Source organism: Nocardia grenadensis NBRC 108939 (assembly GCF_001613445.1).
GTDB classification, from domain to species: Bacteria; Actinomycetota; Actinomycetes; order Mycobacteriales; family Mycobacteriaceae; genus Nocardia; species Nocardia grenadensis.
On the sequence record NZ_BDCJ01000012.1, the window covers coordinates 215,361 to 233,933 of the forward strand.

Below are 18,573 nucleotides of genomic sequence, written 5' to 3' on the forward strand. Positions count from 1 at the left end.
GGGATTTTACGAGCGGGAATGATCTCGTGCGACCGTGCGCACCGGGACCGGTCGCGCGCGGTATTCAGGCCGGGACGACGAAACTGCCGTAGGCCGGGATGCTCGCGTGGTTCGTGGTCACCACGACCTCCACCCGGCCGGGGCCGGTGTCCTGGAACAGCGAGTACTGGATGCTGCCGTAGATGCCGGTCACCACATTGTTGACGTAGGTGCCGGTGGCCCCGGTGTCGAGGTTGCGCCAGGTCACCGTGGTCAGTACCTCACACAGTGGCGCCAGCGGGTACGCGCCCGGCCCGATGCCGGCGACCGGGTTGGCCCGGACGTTCAGTACCGCGCGGCCCGGCCACTGGGGGCTCGTATCGGCCCAGGTGCGGATGCTCGTCCCGCACAGTCCGCCGTAGGTCAGCGTCGGGACGTCGGGAAACGCGATGATGGCGGCACCTGCCGTGGCCCCGGACGCGGCCGCCAGCGCGAAGGCGGACCCGGCCAGGAGCACGGTGGCACGTGCGAGCTTCGGCAGCCTCATAGCTCCCAGATCCTAGAGCCTCGATGGCTACGCCGTCGGATTTACGCGGTGGGTGGCGGACCACACGGAGCCCCCCGGCAACGTCTCTGCAACGATGGGGGTATGCGCATTGCGGATCATGTCGTGGACCTCATCGGCAACACCCCGCTGGTCCGGTTGAACTCGGTGGTGCCCTCGGGTGCCGGGCTGGTGGCCGCCAAGATCGAGTACCTGAACCCGGGTGGCAGCTCCAAGGACCGGATCGCGGTGAAGATGATCGAGGCTGCGGAGAAGTCCGGGCAGCTGCGTCCCGGCGGGACCATCGTCGAACCGACTTCGGGCAATACCGGCGTCGGCCTGGCGCTGGTGGCCCAGCAGCGCGGCTACCACTGTGTCTTCGTCTGCCCGGACAAGGTCAGCGAGGACAAGCGCAATGTGCTGCGTGCCTACGGTGCCGAAGTGGTGGTCTGCCCGACCGCCGTGCCGCCGGAGCACCCCGACAGCTACTACAGCGTCTCCGACCGCCTGGTCGAGGAGATCGAGGGCGCCTGGAAACCGAACCAGTACTCCAATCCCGGCGGCCCGGACAGCCATTACGAGACCACCGGGCCGGAGATCTGGCGCGATACCGAGGGCACGGTCACCCATTTCGTCGCCGGTGTCGGCACCGGCGGCACCATCACCGGTGTCGGCCGCTACCTCAAGGAAGTATCGGGCGGCAAGGTGAAGGTCATCGGCGCCGATCCGGAGGGTTCGGTGTATTCCGGCGGTACCGGGCGTCCGTATCTGGTCGAGGGGGTCGGCGAGGATTTCTGGCCCTCGGCCTACGACCCGGCGATCCCGGACGAGATCATCGCCGTCTCCGACGCGGATTCCTTCGATATGACCCGGCGCCTGGCCCGGGAGGAGGGGCTGCTGGTCGGTGGTTCGTGCGGGATGGCCGTGGTGGCGGCGCTCGAGGTGGCCCGGCGCGACCCGGACGCAGTCGTGGTGGTGCTGCTCCCGGACGGCGGGCGCGGCTACCTTTCCAAGATCTTCAACGACCGTTGGATGAGCTCCTACGGGTTCCTGCGCACCCCGCTCGACGGGTCGACCGCGGAAACGCTGGTCGGCGATGTGCTGCGCGGTAAGTCCGGCGAACTGCCGGATCTGGTGCACACCCATCCCTCGGAAACCCTGCGCGACGCCATCGAGATCCTGCGGGAGTACGGCGTGTCGCAGATGCCGGTCGTCGGCGCGGAACCGCCGGTGATGGCCGGCGAGGTGGCCGGCAGCGTGTCCGAACGGGATCTGCTCTCGGCGGTGTTCACCGGTCGTGCGAACCTCACCGATTCGGTGGCCCAGCACATGAGTCCGTCGTTCCCGTTGATCGGGTCGGGTGAGCCGATCTCCGCGGCCACCAAGGCGCTCTCGGATACCGATGCGCTGATGGTGGTCGAGGACGGCAAACCGGTCGGCGTGATCACCCGCCACGATCTACTCGGCTTCGTCAGCACCGATCGTGTGGTGCATTAGCGATCGCGTGACGCGCTGGCAATCGCGTGACGCGTTGGCAATTATTCCGCAATCACAGGTTCAACCTGCTCTACCGGGGTATAACGTGGCGTAGTGCCGTTCGTGGCAAACGCCGCGTCCGATCGGAGAGCGAAGGGAAGGGCTTGTGCAAACCTCAAGTTTGGCAATCGATTTCCAGCAGGGTTTCTCTGACGCGTGGAGTTCGATCGCGACATTCGTACCCAAGCTCATCGGCTTCCTGGTCATCCTGGTCGTCGGCTGGATCATCGCCAAGGTGGTCGAGAAGATCGTCGACAAAGTGCTCGAGCGGGTCGGTTTCGATCGGCTCGTCGAGCGGGGCGGAATCCAGCGGATGCTGGCGCGGAGTAAGTACGACGCCTCGGATCTCCTCGGGAGGCTGGCCTTCTACGCTATTCTGCTGATCGCCCTGCAGATGGGTTTCGGGGTCTTCGGACCCAACCCGGTCAGCAACCTGATCAACGGGATCGTCGCCTGGCTGCCCCGCGCGGCGGTGGCCATTCTGATCGTGGTGGTCGCGGGCGCCATCGCGCACGCGGTGAGCGATCTGGTGCGCAACGCGCTGGGCGGGTTGAGTTACGGGCCGATGATCGGCCGGATCGCGGCGGTGTTCGTCTGGGGTATCGGTATCGTCGCCGCCCTGAACCAGATCGGGGTGGCCACCACGGTCACCACACCGGTGCTGATCGCGGTTCTCGCCACCCTGGGCGGCATCCTCGTCGTCGGTGTCGGCGGTGGTCTGGTGCGGCCGATGCAACAGCGCTGGGAGGGCTGGCTGAGCGGGCTCGAAGAGGAGATGCCGTCCGTGCGCGGTCACGCCGAGGCCTATCAGCGTGGCCGGGAGGACGCTTCGCGGGAGCGGGAGCGGATGGGTGCCCAGCAGGCGGGTCGCGGAACCACGACCGCCGGACGCGACCCGGAGCAGTGGGACGAACCGCAGCCCGCGCACGGTGGCGGTGTCCGGCAGGAACCGGACGAGCCCGGCTACGGGCAGCGGATGTCCGGCGGCGAGTACCGGCAGTACGGCAATCCCTACCGCGGCGGCCAGGCACCTTACGGCGGCGGCGGCCAAGGGGCTTACGGAGGCGGCGGTCAGCAGCCCTATGGCGGGTACGACGAGGGTGGTCGGTCGCCCTACGGCGGTGGCGAACCGCGCCACCTGCGCTGAGCGCCGCTTTTCCGGCTCTCTTCCGCCGTGCACCGGAGCTCCGGTGCACGGCGGAAGCCGTTCATCCGGCCGAGTGTCCGGCCTGCAGGCAGGCTCCGGCCAGCCGCAGGTGCACCCATTCGGCGGTAGCCCAGTCGGCGGGTTCGGTGAGCGGCGTGGTCCGGTCCTCCAGCAGTCCGCGCATGTAGCCGACCACCAGGACGATCGGGGAGACCTGCCCGGCCGTATCGATCCCGAGGTCCAGAATGTCGCGGACGGCGGCGGCGTGCTGATCCAGTTGCGCGGACAGTCCCGGTAGCGCGGCGGCCGCCGCGAAAGCCGGCGCCCCGTGGGTCCGGTGGATACCCTCCAGATAGCGGCGGGCGGAGATCTCGAACACTCGGGGACCCAGGGCGAACATAACCCGATGGTAACAACTCGCCGTCATTTATCGAATTGTGATATATCGCGCATTTATGCAGGTGGTAGCCCTGCTGCGACTCGGTCTCGGCGCCGGATCGGTCGTCCGGCCGGTTCGGTGTCGATCGCGGAATATGGCTGCGCGCGAAATGGCACGTGGTACCCGACCACTCGTGAGGTCAGCGGAAAGCCGATGCGTCGGTGAGCGCCTTGCCGAGCACCAGCTGGTGGACCTCCGCGGTGCCCTCGTAGGTGAGGACCGATTCGAGGTTGTTCGCGTGCCGCAACACCGGATAGTCCAGGGTGATGCCGTTGGCGCCCAAGATGGTGCGGCACTCACGGGCGATCGCGAGCGCCTCGCGGGTGCTGTTCAATTTGCCCGCGCTCACCTGCTCCGGGGTCAGTTCGCCGCGATCTTTCAGCCGGCCCAGGTGCAGTGCCAGTAGCTGGCCCTTGCCCAATTCCAGTGCCATATCCGCCAATTTCGCCTGAGTGAGTTGATAGGCGGCCAGCTGTTTCGCGAAAACCTCCCGGGTGCGCGAGTATTCGACGGTCGCATTCAAACAGTCGCGCGCGGCACCCAGTGCGCCGAAGATGATGCCGAATCGTGCCTCACCGAGGCAGGACAGCGGGCCCGACAGGCCGGACGCGCCCGGCAGTACCGCATCGGCCGGCAGCCGCACCTCGTCGAAATCGAGTTCGGCCGTGACCGAGGCACGTAGGGAGAGCTTCCCCCGCATTTCCCGGGCCGTGAACCCGGGCGTACCCGCGGGCACCAGGAATCCGTGCACGACATTCTTCCCACCCGTGTCGACCTGAGCCCACACCACGGCGATATCGGCCACCGACCCGTTGGTGATCCACATCTTCGATCCGTCGAGCACCCAGTCGCCGCCGTCGCGGCGGGCCCGCGTGCGCATTCCGCCCGGGTCGGAGCCGAAATCCGGTTCGGTGAGACCGAAGCAGCCGATCGTGTGTCCGGCCGCCATATCCGGTAGCCACTGCTGCTTCTGCTCCTCGGAACCGTATTTGTGCAGGGCCGTCATCGCCAGCGATCCCTGGACCGACACCAGCGACCGGAGTCCGGAGTCGGCGGCCTCCAATTCCTGGCAGGCCAGCCCGTACGCGGTGGCCGGCAGGCCGGCGCAGCCGTAACCCTCCAGATGCATCCCGAGTACGCCCAGTTTCCCGAGTTCTGGCGCGATATCGCGCACCGGGAATTCCCCGGCCTCGAACCACTCCGCGATATGCGGCCGGATATGCCGGTCGGTGAAGGCCGCGACGGTATCCCGGATCTCCCGTTCCTCCCCGGTCAGCAGTGAATCTGTGGCGAACAGTTCGGCGACGGTCAGCATGGTCTCAGGGTAATCGTCGGCGGCCGGCGCGCGGACGTCTCGGACCAGGCGCGAGCCTGCTCACAGGAAGGCCGCCCGGCGTGCGGTCACGGCGCGTCCGACCTCTAGGGTGGTGGTATGAGCGAACTGGGATTCACCACCAGGGCTGTGCACGCCGGTTACGATCCCGACCCCCGGACCGGTGCGGTCAATGTGCCCATCTATGCCAGTTCCACCTTCGCCCAGGACGGGGTGGGTGGACTGCGGGACGGCTATGAATACGCCCGCACCGGCAACCCCACCCGGACGGTGCTGGAGGCCAATCTGGCGTCCCTCGAAGTCGGCCGCTACGGCCGGGCATTCGCCTCGGGGATGGCCGCCACCGACTGTGCGCTGCGCGCGATGTTGCGGCCGGGCGACCATATCGTCATTCCCGACGACGCCTACGGCGGCACCTTCCGGCTGATCGACAAGGTGTTCACCGAATGGGGCATCGAGCATTCCCCGGCCGCGGTCACCGATATCGACGCGATGCGCGCCGCGATACGCCCGAACACGAAACTCATCTGGGTGGAATCGCCCACCAACCCGCTGCTCAATATCGGCGATATCCCGGCGCTGGCCGATATCGCGCATACCTCGGGCGCCAAACTGGTCGTCGACAACACCTTCGCCACTCCGTACCTACAGCAGCCGCTGCTGCTCGGTGCCGATGTCGTGGTGCATTCGACGACGAAGTACCTCGGCGGGCACTCCGATGTCATCGGTGGCGCGCTCATCACCGACGACGCCCAGCTCGACTCGGCCTTCGCCTTCCTGCAGAACGGCGCCGGCGCGGTACCCGGCCCCTTCGACGCCTACCTCACGATGCGCGGCACCAAAACGCTCGCCCTGCGGATGGACCGGCACTGCGACAACGCCGAGACCCTGGCCGAGTTCCTGTCCCGGAATCCCGCGATCAGCCATGTGATCTACCCGGGGCTGCCCGACCACCCCGGCCACGCCGTCGCCGACAAGCAGATGCGGCGGTTCGGCGGAATGATCTCGGTGCGGCTGGCCGGTGGCCCCGACGCCGCCCGCGATCTGTGCTCGCGGACGAAAGTGTTCACACTCGCCGAATCACTGGGCGGAATCGAGTCGCTGATCGAACATCCCGCGGCCATGACCCATGCCTCTACAGCAGGGTCGCTTTTGGAAGTGCCCGGTGATCTGGTAAGGCTGTCAGTGGGCATCGAGGACATCAGCGATCTGCTGGCCGACCTCGAGCAAGCCCTGAGCTGACCCCGCCGGGGCACCACCGAGAATTCGGGAGACAGGCAGGACATGAACGAGCGGCCGTATCCGGGAAAACGGATGCGGCCGCTCGCGTCGTCATACGGTCCGGTATCGGCGGAGTGCGCCGCGACCGGACCGGTGGTCTCAGCTGTGGTAGGGCTCGGCGCTGACCAGCGTCACCTTCATGAGGTTGCCGTTGGGCAGGGTGTATTCGCGGGTCTCGCCGACCTTCGCGTCGATCAGCGCCCCGCCGAGCGGGGAACTGGGCGAGTAGGTCTCCAGGTCGGGGTTGCCCAGGCCCTCTTCGCGGGTCGCGATGAGGAAGGTCTCGGTATCGGACTCGTCACCGTCGTAGTAGACCTTCACCACGGACCCGGGCAGCGCGACACCGGACTTGGTGGGCGCCACGCCGACCTTGGCATTGTTCAGCAGTTCCTGCAGCTGCCGGATCCGAGCCTCCTGCTGGCCCTGTTCCTCGCGCGCCGCGTGGTAGCCGCCGTTCTCCTTGAGGTCGCCTTCTTCGCGGCGCTCGTTGATCTCGGCGGCGATGACCGGACGATTGGCGATGAGCGCGTCGAGTTCGCTCTTGAGCCTGTCGTGCGACTCCGGGGTCAGCCAGGTCACTTGGGTCTCAGTCATCTCGATCACTCCCTAGTAGTTGTCCCCGGCAGGCCGGGATTCCTGATCACTGCGGCACGGCCCACCCGCAGGCAGACATGCTTCAGCAGACGGCTATCGCGATCTGCGGGAAGTTCGAAGAACCCCGACAGTCCGACCTCCGGGACCCTCCCCGGTATCGACCGCGCTGGCCGCCAATGCAGCAAACACGGCTCCGTGCCCCGGAACCGTGTGTGACGCCATTTTAGCATGAGTCACAAAGATGCAGGTCGGACGACTTTTTACCAGCGGGTCATCTTTGCTCGGCCTACCTACGGCACCCAGGCGATACCCACGTGCTCCGGTTTCTAACCCGCACTCACTCGGTTCTCAAGTAGCCCGGCACCTTGTCGGTGCAGGTGTAGATCGCCGCGGACGCCGGCCGTTCGGAGGCCTCCACCACCGTGGACACCCGCACCGTCTTATCGCCTGCCGTCGGCTGGACCAGCACCTCGCGCCGGCCCACCTCGGTGAGGTCGCGGGACATGGCCCGCACCAGGCACACCACCGGTTTCGACGGGTCGTCCCGGGTGAGCCGGATCTGCACCTGAACCGACGAATCGTCGAGCACGGTGTAGCCGAGTTCCTCGGATTCGATGTCCTTCGGGCCGAATTTCGTCCAGCCCAGATAGGCGACCCCGATTCCGGCGAGCAGCATCACGGCCGTGAGCACCACGCCGATCAGGCGGCGCTTCGGCCGCGCGGTGCGCCGGCCGTACCGGTCGGCATTGCGGTCCCGCGCGGAATCGGCGGCATCCGGCGAAGCCGCCGCAGCCGCGGCGGGGGAGTCCGGGCGGCCGGGTTCCGGCGTGGGATCGGTCATGATTTCGTGCTCCCGGGGGGTAGGTCGGAACAGAATCGGTCCAGATGGAACTATAGGTAACGAAGTCCGAACACCCGCGACCGAGAGCGACGGTGAACGAGAAGTGAGTGGCCTTCGCCTCATGGCGGTGCACGCCCACCCCGACGACGAATCCAGCAAAGGCGGTGCGACCACCGCACGCTACGCCGACGAGGGACATGATGTCCTCGTCGTGACCATGACCGGCGGGGAACGCGGCAGCATCCTCAATCCGGCCATGGACACACCCGGGGTGCTGGAGCGAATGGACGAGATCCGGCGCGAGGAGATGGCGGCCGCGGCCGCCGCACTGGGTGTCCGGCAGACCTGGCTCGGTTTCATCGACTCGGGGCTGCCCGAGGGCGACCCGCTGCCGCCCGTGCCGGAGGGTTCCTTCGCGCTGGTCCCGCTCGAAGAGGCCACCGAGGCGTTGGTCCGGGTGGTCCGCGAGTTCAAACCGCACGTCATGACCACTTACGACGAGATGGGTGGCTACCCGCACCCGGACCATATCCGATGCCACGAGGTATCGGTCGCCGCGTTCGAGGCCGCCGGTGATCCGGAGCGGTTCCCCGACGCGGGCGAACCGTGGACCCCGCTGAAGCTGTACTACGACCACGGATTCACGATCCGGCGAATGGAAGTGTTCGCCGAGGAATACGAGAAGCTGGGCGAACCGTTCCCGCTGCAGGAATGGCTGGACCGGTCCCGCAAATACGCGGTGGAACGCGGCGACATCATGGCCCGGGTCACCACCCAGGTCGAATGCGGTAAGTACTTCCCGCGCCGCGACGACGCGTTGCGCGCCCACGCCACCCAGGTCGATCCGAACGGCGCGTTCTTCGCTATTCCGCTGGAGATGCAGCAGCGGCTGTGGCCGACCGAGGAGTTCGAACTGGCGCGTACTCGGGTCAGCACCGATATCCCGGAGACCGACCTGTTCGCCGGAATCACCGCCGAGTACCGCTGATGTGGGCCGCGGCTTTCCCGGTGACGGCGACCGCGCTGCTCGCGCAGACGCCCGGTACGCCGACCGGCCCGGAATTCGGTAAGGCGTCCCCGCTCGGGCTGGCGATCGTGCTGATCCTGCTGGCGGGTACGTTCCTGCTGGTCCGGTCGATGAACAAACATCTGAAGAACCTGCCGGAGACCTTCGAACCCGAACATCCGGAACCGGACCAGGCAGCCGACGAGGGCACCGAACCCGGGGTGCCGCGGCGGGCCGAATCGGCCCCGAACGGTGGCGCCGAGGACCGCGACCGTCCGGTGTGACGTAAGGCGACCGTGAGTGGTCGGCGCAACAGTAGGAGCCGTGCCCGCCCGGGTACCACCAGGGGCGATCCGTGGTGGCTCGATGTCGCGCCGGTGACCGCGACCGGGTGGTCGTGCGGCTACCAGTCGATCAGGTCCAGCCGGTGCAGATGCTCGAAGACAAGTAGCGAACCGGGCGCCACCTCGGGCATGGCCGCGTACTCGGCGCCGGTGAAGTAGCGGAATTCGGCGATCTCGCCGAGCGGGCTGGGTTCGGCGGTTACCTCGGCGAGGAAACAGGTCATGTGCAGCCGGGTCCCGGCGGTGTGCCCAAAGGCGTCGGCCTCGAAGACGCCGAGTTCGTTCACCTCGGTGACGCCGACGCCGAGTTCCTCGCGGACCTCCCGGTGCAGCGCCTGTAGCGGGCTCTCCCCCGAATCGATCTTGCCGCCGGCCATGTAGAAGACGGTCTTCCCGGTCGAACGGGTCTGGATCAGGCGACGGTCGCGAATATGGGCCAGGGCGGCGGTTCTGATCACGGCTCCACCGTAGAAGTCCGCGTGGGCGCGGGGCCCGGCAGGGCGGTGGGCCCGCCTCCGGACTCACGCCGAGTGATCTGCATCACTCGGCGTCAGGAATCCCGGCTCTCCTTTGTCTAGTTCACGAGCCCCTCGGACGAAGGAGACCCCCATGAGCAAGAACACCGATGTGGTCGTGGTCGGCGGCGGATACGCCGGCGTGATGGCAGCCAACCGTTTGACGCAGCGTGATGACGTGACGGTGACCGTGATCAATCCGCGCTCGGTCTTCGTCCCGCGGCTGCGCCTGCACCAACTGGTGGGCGGGACCCACGATGCGGTCGTCGACTACAAGGACGTCCTGGCCGAGCGCGTCCGGCTGGTGGTCGACAGCGTCACACGGATCGATGCGGCCGGTCGTAAGGTGACAACGGGCGAGGGCGACACGATCGCCTACGATTACCTGATCTACGCGGTGGGCAGCGGTACCGCCGGGCACCGGGTGCCGGGCGCCGCCGAGTTCGCCTACCCGGTGGCGACACTGGAGGCGGCGCAGCGGCTACGGACGGTGCTCTTCGATACCGCCATGACCGCGCCGGTAACAGTGATCGGAGGCGGCCCGACCGGTATCGAAACCGCCGCGGAACTGGCCGAGCAGGGCCGGAACATCACCCTGATCTGTGGCGGGGCACTCGGCCCGTACCTGCATCCGAAGGCCCGGCGCACGGCTCGGAAGTATTTCGCCGGGCTGGGAGCGACAGTCATCGAAGGATCCGATGCGGCGGTCACGGCGGTGGCCCGGGACGCCGTCGAACTCGGCGACGGCCGAACGCCGGCGAGTGCGGTCACGATCTGGACAGCCGGCTTCGACGTCCCCGACCTGGCCGCTCGGAGCGGGTTGCGCACCGATGCCGCCGGGCGACTGCTCACCGACGAAACGCTGACCAGTGTCGACGACGCGCGTATTGTCGCGGCGGGTGATTCGTCGGCGCCGTCGGACCTGCCGTTCCGGATGAGCGCCTACACCGCGTACTGCTTGGGAGCGCACGCCGCTGACACATTGCTGCGTCGCATCGCGGGTGAACAGCCCACCCCGATCGACCTGGCGTTCCCGGCCATGTGCCTCAGCTTCGGCCGGGACGCCGGGATCTACCAGCTCGGCCACAAGGATGAGACCGCCACGCGGTTGTACTTCAGCGGGTTCGCGGGCAAGAAGCTCAAGGAATTCGCCTGCGAGGCAGGTATCAAACATCTGGCCACCGAAGCGCGCAAACCCGGCTCGCATCACTGGTTCAAAGACGGCAAACATCGGCCCCAGCTGCTGCGGGCCCGGCGCGACAACACGGGGGCACCGGTCGCGTAGCGACGTCCGAATCGCCATTGGCGGTCCGGACGCAGTGGCTCGGTACGGGTGCAACGGCATTCGCGGACACTGTTGCACCCGTATCGCTCATCGAGCGGGTAACCGCTGCCCGACGTCACTCGCTACCCGGCGCCTGCGTCGCGATGTTCACCGCGGCCCCACCGGGGAAGCGCATGGCGAGCTCTTCGGCCCGGCGATGCGTACCTGTCGCGGGCCACCGGCCCTCGCGCGCGGGCCACTAGTCTGGCGGTGAGAGCCGATCGGCGGTTGTGCTGTTCGGGCCGAGACATATGGCCGGTCGTGCGGACCGGGTAGCTCGTGTGGTGCGCGCACCGGATTTGGGAGGCTGGCATCGTGAACCAATTGGCTGGTGCGACATCACCTTATCTGCGTCAGCATGCGGACAATCCAGTCGACTGGCGGCAGTGGGATGCCGAGGCTCTGGCGGAGGCAGTCGCGCGTGACGTGCCGATCCTGCTGTCCATCGGGTACGCGTCCTGCCACTGGTGTCATGTGATGGCCTACGAATCGTTCGCGGACGAGACTACCGCCGCGCAGATGAACGCCGAGTTCGTGTGTATCAAGGTGGACCGGGAGGAACGCCCGGATCTGGACGCGGTGTACATGAACGCCACGGTCGCGATGACCGGTCAGGGCGGCTGGCCGATGACCTGTTTCCTCACCCCGGCGGGGGAGCCGTTCTACTGCGGCACCTACTACCCGAAGGCGCCGCGCGGCGGTATGCCGTCGTTCACCCAGTTGCTCACCGCGATCACCGATACCTGGCGTAATCGCCGCGCCGATGTCGACACGGCGTCCGAGCAGGTAGCCGCGGCCCTGCGCGAGCAGGCGGGCGGGATCCCGAAATCCGAGCTCACCGTCACCGCCGAACTGCTCGACCACGCCGTGGCCGCGGTGCTCCGCGATTTCGACGAGGCGCACGGCGGCTTCGGCGGCGCGCCGAAGTTCCCGCCCGCCGCACTGCTGGAGGGCCTGCTGCGCAGTTGGGAACGCACCGGCGACCCGGCGGTCCGGGCCGTGGTGGACCGTACCGCGGAAGCCATGGCCCGCGGCGGTATCTACGACCAGCTGCGCGGCGGTTTCGCCCGCTATTCGGTGGACGCGGCCTGGGTGATCCCGCATTTCGAGAAGATGCTCTACGACAACGCGCAGCTGCTGAGGTTCTACGCGCATCTGGCGCGCCGGAGTCCCGCGGATCCGCTGCCGCGCCGGATCACCGAAGAGATCGCGCAGTTCCTGCTGGACGATCTGTCCACCGCGCACGGTCTGGCCTCGGCGCTGGACGCCGACACCCACGTCGAAGCGGGCAAACCCGGTGTCGAGGGCGCGACCTATGTCTGGAACCCCGCCGAGCTGGTCGGCGAACTGGGGCCCGTCGACGGTGCCTGGGCCGCGGAGGTCTTCGGGGTCACCACCGCCGGAAATTTCGAGCAGGGCTGTTCGGTGCTCACCCGTCGCGCCGATCCGGAGGACGGCGAGCGATTCGAACGCGCCCGTACCGCGCTGCGCGCCGCCCGCCAGCGCCGCCCCCAGCCCGACCGTGACGACAAGGCGGTGACCGCCTGGAATGGGATGGCGATCACCGCGCTCTGCGAAGCCGCCCGCGCACTCGACCGGCGCGACTGGTTCGACGCCGCCTACGACCTCGCACGAGTGCTCCTCGACCTGCACGTGGTGCAGGACCGGGTGCTGCGCGCCTCGCTGGGCGGCGTCGCCGGTAGCGCGCCAGGCGTACTCGAGGACTACGCCTGGCTGGCCACCGCCCTGCTGGCCCTGCACCAGTATTCGGGATCGGCCGGCTGGCTCCCGGATATCCACCGCATCCTGGACTCGGCGATCACGCATTTCGCCGACCCGGACGAGCCCGGTAGCTGGTTCGACACGGCGGACGACGCCGAATCCCTGATCGCCCGTCCCCGCGACCCCATCGACGGCGCCACCCCGGCCGGGGCGTCCGTCCTGGCCGAAGCCCTGCTGACCGCCTCCGCCGTGGTCGAACCCGACCGCGCCGCCCGCTACCGGGAGCTGGCCGAGCACACCCTCGCCCGCGGCGCGGTGGTGCTGGCGAAAGCGCCGCGCTCGGCCGGCCAGTGGCTGACAGTGGCCGAGGCCGCGCTCCAGGGCCCGTTGCAGGTCGCCATCTCCACCACCGGCTATCGGCCGATGGGTGATGCCGAGCTGCTGGAGGTCGCCCGGGCCCACGCACCGGGCGGCGCGGTCGTCGTCCGGGCCGATGTGGATACCGTCCCACTGCTCACCGACCGGCCCTCGATCGACGGCACCGCGGCGGCCTATGTGTGCCGGGGCTCGGTCTGCGACCTGCCGGTGACGACACCGGACGCCTTGCGCGCCGCCCTGGCCGGGCCCGCGGCCGCCACCCCGCGGTAGGAGACCCAGGCATCGGGACGGCGAGGACGCGCCGGGAAGTCGTCGTGCTATGCGGCCGGTTGTGCGGGCCGAGCCGGGACCCGGCGTCCGCGGCGCCCGCCGACCGCGGCCCGGGGTGGCGGACGGTGGACCCGATCGGGCCTGGTCACCGTGCGCGGCCTGGCGTACCTGCTCGCTATGCGAGCCGGTGCGGATCGGACCTACCGGCTGTCGCGGATATCGGCGGCGCAAGTACTTCCCGAACCGGCCCAGCGCTCGGACCGGATCGATCCGGGCCGGGTCTGGCAGGAACGCAGCACCCGATTCCGGACCGGCGGGGACTGGATCGATGTGCTGGTGCGGGTGAACCCGGAGCGGCGGGAGGAGTTGATGAGCACCGCGCGGCCGTCCGCAACGAGGAGCCCGGCGCGGACGGATGGCTACGGCTGGAGGTGACCTTCCAGGACACGCGGCACGCCGAATGGGCGCTGTGGCAGCTCACCACCGACGCGGAAGTCCTGGTACCTGCCTGCGCGACCGAGCCGCCGCGATCGTCGCTCGCTACGCAACGCGCTAGCGCTGTGGCGCTTCGACTTGGCGATCGGTCCAGGACGGGGTCGGTGCGTCGATACCGCGCAATGCGACGGATCCATACTTCACCCATTCCGCGCGCTCACCCGCCTCGGCGGCGTCGACCACGCTCTGGGAGACCAGGATGCGCCGCGGTACCTCCTTGGCGCGGCTGGTGAGCCGGGCCGCGGCGTTCACCGCGTCCCCGATCACCGTATACTCCCGGCGGGTATCGGTGCCGACGTCCCCGGCGAACACCCGGCCCCGGGCCACGCCGATACCGATATCGAGTTCGCCCGCCGCCAACACCTCGTCCCGGATCCGGCGGGCGGCGCGCAGGGCGGGAGTCGCGTTGTCGGTCAATGCGATCGGGGCGCCGAAGATGCACAGCGCCGCGTCCCCTTCGAACTTGTTCACCAGTCCGTCGTTGTCCTCGGTCGCGGCGACCACGGTGGCCATGAGCCGGTTCAGTTTGGCCACGAACTCCTGCGGCGGGAGTCCGGTGGAGATCGCCACCGATCCGGTGACGTCCACGAACAGCGCCGAAACCTCTCGCACGTCACCGGTCAGATCGATACCTCCCGCGAGTGCCCGCTCGGCGACCTCCTCGCCCACGTGCCTGCCGAACACATCCCGCATCCGCGACCGTTCGCGCAGGTTCGCCGACATCTCGTTCACCGAATGTTCCAACCGGCCGATCTCGCTGGCACTGCCCACCGACACCCGCACATCCAGATCGCCCCGGGTGATCCGGTCCACCGCTATCCGCAGCGTCCGCAGGGGTGTGGCCACGGCCCGGGTCAGCGCCCAGGTGGCCAGGACCCCGACGACCAGGCTGATCGCGGCGAGATAGATACCGGTCCGGATCCGGTGTTCCATGGAGGTGGCCGGATCGGCGAGTACCACGATCAGCGCGCTGAGCGGCATGGCGCCCGAGACCGCCCAGGCCAGCGCCACCCGCACGAACACCGACGAACTCCAGTGCATGGTCGCGCCGAGTACGCCGGCCACGATCGGCACCACGGGCCGGATGACCCGGTCCACGATCAGATAGGTCAGGCCGGCCGATTCGAGCCCACCGACGATGAACATCGCGAGTAGGACGGTGAGATCCTTCTCGGTGGTCAGCCCGGCCAGCAGGATCGCCGAAAGCACCACCCCGGGCCCCCACATCACCAGCGAACGCAGGGTGATGGCGAGCGGCAGGTGCAGGATCCGCCGCGCCTCCTCAGGGGTCGGTTTGCGGGAGCTGTCCAGCCAGGCGAAATAGGTCAGGCGGTCGCGGACGGCCAGCGCGATCCCCAACAGCGACGCGACGACCGGGTAGACGGTGACCAGCATGAGCCCGCTCAGCTGATCGGTGCCGACCCGGCCGGGAAAGCCGATGAGCACCAGTTGGGTCACGATGACCGCGAGACCGCTGAGGTGGGCGGCGATGACGACCGACGCCAGCCCCCAGCGGGCGAGGACGGTCCACTGCATCAGCCGGGTGACCATCCCGGCCCGCGGCCGGGATCCGACACTGTAGGCCATCGGCGGAATTACCCGCGGTGGCCGCTGGAGCGCGGGCGGCCGCTATGGAAGGACACGAATCAGCAGCCTAATCGACTCAGCTGGTCAGCGGTCCGGGAACGTGTTCGCTCAATCCAGTAGCACCAGCCAGACCGCCACGTAGTGGCAGAGCGCGGCCACCACGGTGGCGGCGTGGAAGAACTCGTGGTGGCCGAAGGTGCTCGGCCACGGGTTGGGCCAGCGGGTGGCGTAGAGCACCGCGCCGATGCTGTAGGCCAGCCCGCCGGCGACCAGCAGCAGGACCGCGGGCAGGCCGGCCGAGCGATAGAGTTCTCCGCCCACCGGCACCACCGCCCAGCCGAGGAGCAGATACAACGGCACTCCCACCCACCGCGGGGCGAGTGGCCACAGCAATTTCAGCGCGACGCCGGCCAGTGCGCCCGTCCACACCACCGCGAGCAGGATCGGGCCGGTCGGAGCGGGTAGGGCGAGCAGTGCGAACGGTGTGTAGGTGCCCGCGATGAACAGGAAGATCATCGAGTGGTCCGCACGTTTCATCCGTATCCGGGCCTGGACGGTCTGCCAGGTGATGCGGTGATAGGTGGCGCTGATCCCGAACAGAGCGCAGATGGTGAGTCCGTAGATCAGGGTCGCGACGACCGCCGTCGCCGAGATCGTGGCCGCCGTGGCGACCAGCGCGATCACGGCCACCGCGGCGATACCGGTGGCCCAGGTGTGGATCCAGCCGCGCATCCGCGGTTTGACCAGCGCGACCAGTGAGTCGGCCGGGTTGGGGACCGGGTCTTCGCTGTCGGGGCCGGTTTGCGAGTCGACCGCGGCACCGGCGAGGTCGCCGGTGGGATCGAGGTCGCCGGGGTTCGGGTGACTGCCGGGGGAAGGGTCGGACACATTGCCTCCTGGTTCGAGTATGCGCGGCCCGGCTTCCGGCGGCAGCGCGACGGCCTACCGGTGCTGCGGACCCGCGGATGCCTCCGCGGCCCGACGGAGCCGATACTGAACTCGTGGGTAACCTACGTCTGCGTAGGTTACCCTGTGGTCACTGTACCGCCTCACCCGCCGAGAGGGGGCTGTCTCGGCCGCGGCAGTGACCGTCATCGCTTTTCGCCACAACTACGGACCCCGACCGGAAAGGCGTACTGTTGGGCGTCGTGGAATTTCCGAGTCGGCTGCGGGGCTTTCCCTATCGCATCTACGAGGCCCGTCTGGCCAAGAAGCTTGCGGACAAACAGCATCCGCGGCATGTAGCGGTGGTGTGCGACGGTAATCGCCGCTGGGCCCGGGAGAACGGGTTCACCGATATCACCCACGGACACCGGGTCGGCGCCCTCAAGGTCGCCGAACTGGTCAGCTGGTGCGAAGCCGAAGGAATCGAGCTCGTCACCGTCTACCTGCTCTCCACCGAGAACCTCAGCCGCGGCCAGGAGGAACTGGAAACCCTCTTCGAAGTCATCACCGACGTCGTCGAGGAACTCGCCGACCCCGAACAGAACTGGCGGGTCCGTATCGTCGGCACCCTTGACGGCCTGCCCGAACTGGTCGCCAAGCGCATGCGCACCGCCACCGAGCGCACCCGTGAACGCACCGGTACCCACGTCAACGTCGCCATCGGTTACGGCGGTCGCCAAGAGATCGCCGACGCCGTGCGCCAACTGGTCCGCCAGGAGATAGCGGCCGGCGAAACCGGCGAGGACCTGGTCCAGTCCATAACGGTCGGCGCCATCGGCCAGCACCTCTACACCTCGGGGCAACCCGACCCCGATCTGGTGATCCGCACCTCCGGCGAACAGCGGCTCTCCGGCTTCCTGCTGTGGCAGAGCGCCTACTCCGAGATCTGGTTCACCGAGGTCTACTGGCCCGAGTTCCGTCGCGTCGACTTCCTCCGCGCCCTCCGCGACTACGCCGCCCGCCACCGCCGCTACGGGACCTGAATTGTTGGCGCCGCCTGCGGCGTCGCGGGGTCTGCCGACCTGGCATCGCCCTCACTCGCAAGTCCGCCGTCGCGATCACAACTTCCGCAACCGCAACCGGTTGATCGTGTGGTCGGAGTCCTTCCGCAGGACCAAGGTGGCGCGGGGGCGGGTAGGCAGTATGTTCTCGACCAGATTCGGGCGGTTGGTGGAGTTCCAGATGTCTTTTGCGGCCGCCGTCGCCTCGGCGTCGGTGAACCGCGCGTAGTGATGGAAATGAGCCTTGGGATCGGCGAACCCGGTGGCCCGCAGGCTCAGGAACCTTCGTACGTACCAGGTTTCGATATCTTCGATCCGCGCGTCCACGTAGATGGAGAAATCGAACAGATCGGAAACCATCAGCCGCGGCCCGGTCTGTAATACGTTCAACCCTTCGACGATGAGGATATCCGGCTGGTGTACACAGTGGAATTCGCCGGGGACGATGTCGTAGGAGATATGTGAATAAACCGGCGCGCATACTTCTTCGGCGCCCGATTTCACTTCGGTGACGAAGCGCAGCAGTTTGCGGCGGTCGTAGCTCTCCGGGAAGCCTTTACGGTGCATGAGCCCGCGGCGGGTGAGTTCCGCCGTGGGGTAGAGGAATCCGTCGGTGGTCACCAGATCGACCCGGGGGTGATGATCCCAGCGGGCCAGCAGCGCCTGCAGTACGCGGGCGGTGGTGGATTTGCCGACCGCCACGCTGCCGGCCACACCGATCACGAAGGGGACCTGTTTGTCCGGATGTGATTCCCCGAGGAAGGTGGCGGTGGCCGCGAACAAGCGCTGTCTCGCCGCCACCTGCAGGTGGATCAACCGGGCCAGCGGCAGATAGACCTCGGCCACTTCTTCGAGGTCGATCTGTTCGCCCAGACCTCGCAGTCCGATCAATTCCTCTTCGGTGAGCACCAGCGGAGTCGATTTGCGCAGTTCCCGCCACCGTTTCCGGTCGAATTCCACATACGGACTCGGCTCGCTCGCCTTGGCCATCTACTCAGCGCTCCACTCTGCCGGACACTCGTGCTCGCGGTGCCCTGCGCGTGGGATTCCGCCGCTGCGGCTGTCGCGACCCCGCCAGGTCCGGCGCTCTGGCTGTGCCCTCATGGCTGAATTCTGCCCCTCGGCGGGGAGTGGGGGGATCGGGGGGTCCATTACTGTTGTGTAGAACAACTGCTTCCCGTGGTAACGGGGATACGTGGCCGGTATCCGCCGGCCGAATCCGCACCGGGTGCGGCCGTCCGGCCGGCCCGGCCATGTCCCGGCTTCGTCGCGTACGCGGATCGCGGAGGGGC

The 18,573-nt window shown here is 68.0% G+C and carries 17 protein-coding genes and 1 pseudogene; 9 read left to right on the forward strand and 9 right to left on the reverse strand.

Going from position 1 to position 18,573, the window contains the following annotated elements; genetic code table 11:
* Positions 1 to 64 precede the first annotated feature (64 nt).
* Complete coding sequence (locus NGR01S_RS15305; RefSeq protein ID WP_063037220.1) at positions 65 to 526, reverse strand: hypothetical protein; 462 nt, start codon at positions 524 to 526, stop codon at positions 65 to 67.
* A 102-nt stretch (positions 527 to 628) separates the two neighbouring features.
* Here NGR01S_RS15305 and NGR01S_RS15310 point away from each other — a divergent pair, with 102 nt between their 5' ends.
* Positions 629 to 2,020: a cystathionine beta-synthase gene (locus NGR01S_RS15310; RefSeq protein ID WP_063037222.1), complete on the forward strand. Its 1,392-nt coding sequence runs from the start codon at positions 629 to 631 to the stop codon at positions 2,018 to 2,020.
* Between the two features lie 160 nt (positions 2,021 to 2,180).
* Positions 2,181 to 3,206, forward strand: a complete 1,026-nt coding sequence (locus NGR01S_RS15315; RefSeq protein WP_245664608.1) for a mechanosensitive ion channel family protein — start codon at positions 2,181 to 2,183, stop codon at positions 3,204 to 3,206.
* Positions 3,207 to 3,267: 61 nt separating this feature from the next.
* Here NGR01S_RS15315 and NGR01S_RS15320 read toward each other — a convergent pair whose 3' ends face one another.
* A complete protein-coding gene (locus NGR01S_RS15320; protein WP_063037226.1) occupies positions 3,268 to 3,606 on the reverse strand; it encodes a DUF6401 family natural product biosynthesis protein in 339 nt (112 codons plus the stop codon).
* A 178-nt stretch (positions 3,607 to 3,784) separates the two neighbouring features.
* Positions 3,785 to 4,960: an acyl-CoA dehydrogenase family protein gene (locus NGR01S_RS15325; protein ID WP_063037228.1), complete on the reverse strand. Its 1,176-nt coding sequence runs from the start codon at positions 4,958 to 4,960 to the stop codon at positions 3,785 to 3,787.
* Positions 4,961 to 5,077: 117 nt separating this feature from the next.
* Here NGR01S_RS15325 and NGR01S_RS15330 point away from each other — a divergent pair, with 117 nt between their 5' ends.
* On the forward strand, positions 5,078 to 6,220 hold the full coding sequence (locus tag NGR01S_RS15330) for a cystathionine gamma-synthase (RefSeq protein WP_063037230.1): 1,143 nt from the start codon (positions 5,078 to 5,080) through the stop codon (positions 6,218 to 6,220).
* Positions 6,221 to 6,358: 138 nt separating this feature from the next.
* Here NGR01S_RS15330 and greA read toward each other — a convergent pair whose 3' ends face one another.
* Together greA and NGR01S_RS15340 are read right to left on the reverse strand one after the other, a co-directional pair.
* Entirely contained in the window at positions 6,359 to 6,853 is a 495-nt protein-coding gene (gene greA / locus NGR01S_RS15335) for a transcription elongation factor GreA (RefSeq protein ID WP_039826568.1), read from the reverse strand.
* Between the two features lie 337 nt (positions 6,854 to 7,190).
* On the reverse strand, positions 7,191 to 7,694 hold the full coding sequence (locus tag NGR01S_RS15340; RefSeq protein WP_063037233.1) for a DUF4307 domain-containing protein: 504 nt from the start codon (positions 7,692 to 7,694) through the stop codon (positions 7,191 to 7,193).
* Between the two features lie 121 nt (positions 7,695 to 7,815).
* Between NGR01S_RS15340 and mca the strand changes: the two genes are divergently transcribed.
* Positions 7,816 to 8,682, forward strand: a complete 867-nt coding sequence (gene mca / locus NGR01S_RS15345; RefSeq protein WP_063037235.1) for a mycothiol conjugate amidase Mca — start codon at positions 7,816 to 7,818, stop codon at positions 8,680 to 8,682.
* Complete coding sequence (locus NGR01S_RS15350; RefSeq protein ID WP_063037237.1) at positions 8,682 to 8,984, forward strand: hypothetical protein; 303 nt, start codon at positions 8,682 to 8,684, stop codon at positions 8,982 to 8,984. The genes mca and NGR01S_RS15350 overlap by 1 nt, the downstream gene beginning before the upstream one ends.
* Positions 8,985 to 9,103: 119 nt before the next feature.
* On the opposite strand, the gene NGR01S_RS15355 is transcribed toward NGR01S_RS15350, so the two are convergent.
* Entirely contained in the window at positions 9,104 to 9,502 is a 399-nt protein-coding gene (locus NGR01S_RS15355; protein WP_063037239.1) for an NUDIX hydrolase, read from the reverse strand.
* A 151-nt stretch (positions 9,503 to 9,653) separates the two neighbouring features.
* On the opposite strand from NGR01S_RS15355, the gene NGR01S_RS15360 reads away from it, so the two are divergent.
* From NGR01S_RS15360 to NGR01S_RS33010, 3 genes and pseudogenes are all read left to right on the forward strand, one after another.
* Complete coding sequence (locus NGR01S_RS15360; RefSeq protein ID WP_063037241.1) at positions 9,654 to 10,844, forward strand: NAD(P)/FAD-dependent oxidoreductase; 1,191 nt, start codon at positions 9,654 to 9,656, stop codon at positions 10,842 to 10,844.
* A 354-nt stretch (positions 10,845 to 11,198) separates the two neighbouring features.
* Positions 11,199 to 13,253 carry a thioredoxin domain-containing protein gene (locus NGR01S_RS15365; RefSeq protein WP_245664609.1) on the forward strand — a complete coding sequence of 685 codons (2,055 nt, stop codon included), beginning with the start codon at positions 11,199 to 11,201 and terminating at the stop codon, positions 13,251 to 13,253.
* Between the two features lie 125 nt (positions 13,254 to 13,378).
* Positions 13,379 to 13,702 (forward strand): annotated as a pseudogene (locus tag NGR01S_RS33010) (hypothetical protein); the annotation flags it as partial.
* A 103-nt stretch (positions 13,703 to 13,805) separates the two neighbouring features.
* Here NGR01S_RS33010 and NGR01S_RS15375 read toward each other — a convergent pair.
* Together NGR01S_RS15375 and trhA are read right to left on the reverse strand one after the other, a co-directional pair.
* The gene (locus NGR01S_RS15375; RefSeq protein ID WP_084481062.1) at positions 13,806 to 15,335 is read right to left on the reverse strand and encodes an adenylate/guanylate cyclase domain-containing protein; all 1,530 of its coding nucleotides are present in this window, start codon (positions 15,333 to 15,335) and stop codon (positions 13,806 to 13,808) included.
* 108 nt (positions 15,336 to 15,443) lie between these two features.
* Positions 15,444 to 16,091, reverse strand: a complete 648-nt coding sequence (gene trhA / locus NGR01S_RS15380; protein ID WP_373861426.1) for a PAQR family membrane homeostasis protein TrhA — start codon at positions 16,089 to 16,091, stop codon at positions 15,444 to 15,446.
* A 383-nt stretch (positions 16,092 to 16,474) separates the two neighbouring features.
* Here trhA and NGR01S_RS15385 point away from each other — a divergent pair, with 383 nt between their 5' ends.
* A complete protein-coding gene (locus NGR01S_RS15385) occupies positions 16,475 to 17,263 on the forward strand; it encodes an isoprenyl transferase (RefSeq protein WP_157107278.1) in 789 nt (262 codons plus the stop codon).
* Positions 17,264 to 17,338: 75 nt separating this feature from the next.
* Here the strand turns inward: NGR01S_RS15385 and coaA are convergent, their stop codons facing one another.
* Positions 17,339 to 18,271, reverse strand: coding sequence for a type I pantothenate kinase (gene coaA / locus NGR01S_RS15390; protein ID WP_063037245.1), 933 nt, complete (start codon positions 18,269 to 18,271; stop codon positions 17,339 to 17,341).
* Positions 18,272 to 18,573: the final 302 nt, after the last annotated feature.

Excerpts from the sequence above, each read along its gene's own strand:
- mca (WP_063037235.1), top strand. The coding sequence starts at position 7,816 with ATGGCGGTGCACGCCCACCCCGACGACGAATCCAGCAAAGGCGGTGCG.
- NGR01S_RS15340 (WP_063037233.1), bottom strand. The coding sequence starts at position 7,694 with ATGACCGATCCCACGCCGGAACCCGGCCGCCCGGACTCCCCCGCCGCG.
- NGR01S_RS15360 (WP_063037241.1), top strand. The coding sequence starts at position 9,654 with ATGAGCAAGAACACCGATGTGGTCGTGGTCGGCGGCGGATACGCCGGC.
- coaA (WP_063037245.1), bottom strand. The coding sequence starts at position 18,271 with ATGGCCAAGGCGAGCGAGCCGAGTCCGTATGTGGAATTCGACCGGAAA.
- greA (WP_039826568.1), bottom strand. The coding sequence starts at position 6,853 with ATGACTGAGACCCAAGTGACCTGGCTGACCCCGGAGTCGCACGACAGG.
- NGR01S_RS15350 (WP_063037237.1), top strand. The coding sequence starts at position 8,682 with ATGTGGGCCGCGGCTTTCCCGGTGACGGCGACCGCGCTGCTCGCGCAG.
- NGR01S_RS15375 (WP_084481062.1), bottom strand. The coding sequence starts at position 15,335 with ATGGCCTACAGTGTCGGATCCCGGCCGCGGGCCGGGATGGTCACCCGG.
- NGR01S_RS15305 (WP_063037220.1), bottom strand. The coding sequence starts at position 526 with ATGAGGCTGCCGAAGCTCGCACGTGCCACCGTGCTCCTGGCCGGGTCC.
- NGR01S_RS15330 (WP_063037230.1), top strand. The coding sequence starts at position 5,078 with ATGAGCGAACTGGGATTCACCACCAGGGCTGTGCACGCCGGTTACGAT.
- NGR01S_RS15325 (WP_063037228.1), bottom strand. The coding sequence starts at position 4,960 with ATGCTGACCGTCGCCGAACTGTTCGCCACAGATTCACTGCTGACCGGG.
- NGR01S_RS15310 (WP_063037222.1), top strand. The coding sequence starts at position 629 with ATGCGCATTGCGGATCATGTCGTGGACCTCATCGGCAACACCCCGCTG.
- NGR01S_RS15320 (WP_063037226.1), bottom strand. The coding sequence starts at position 3,606 with ATGTTCGCCCTGGGTCCCCGAGTGTTCGAGATCTCCGCCCGCCGCTAT.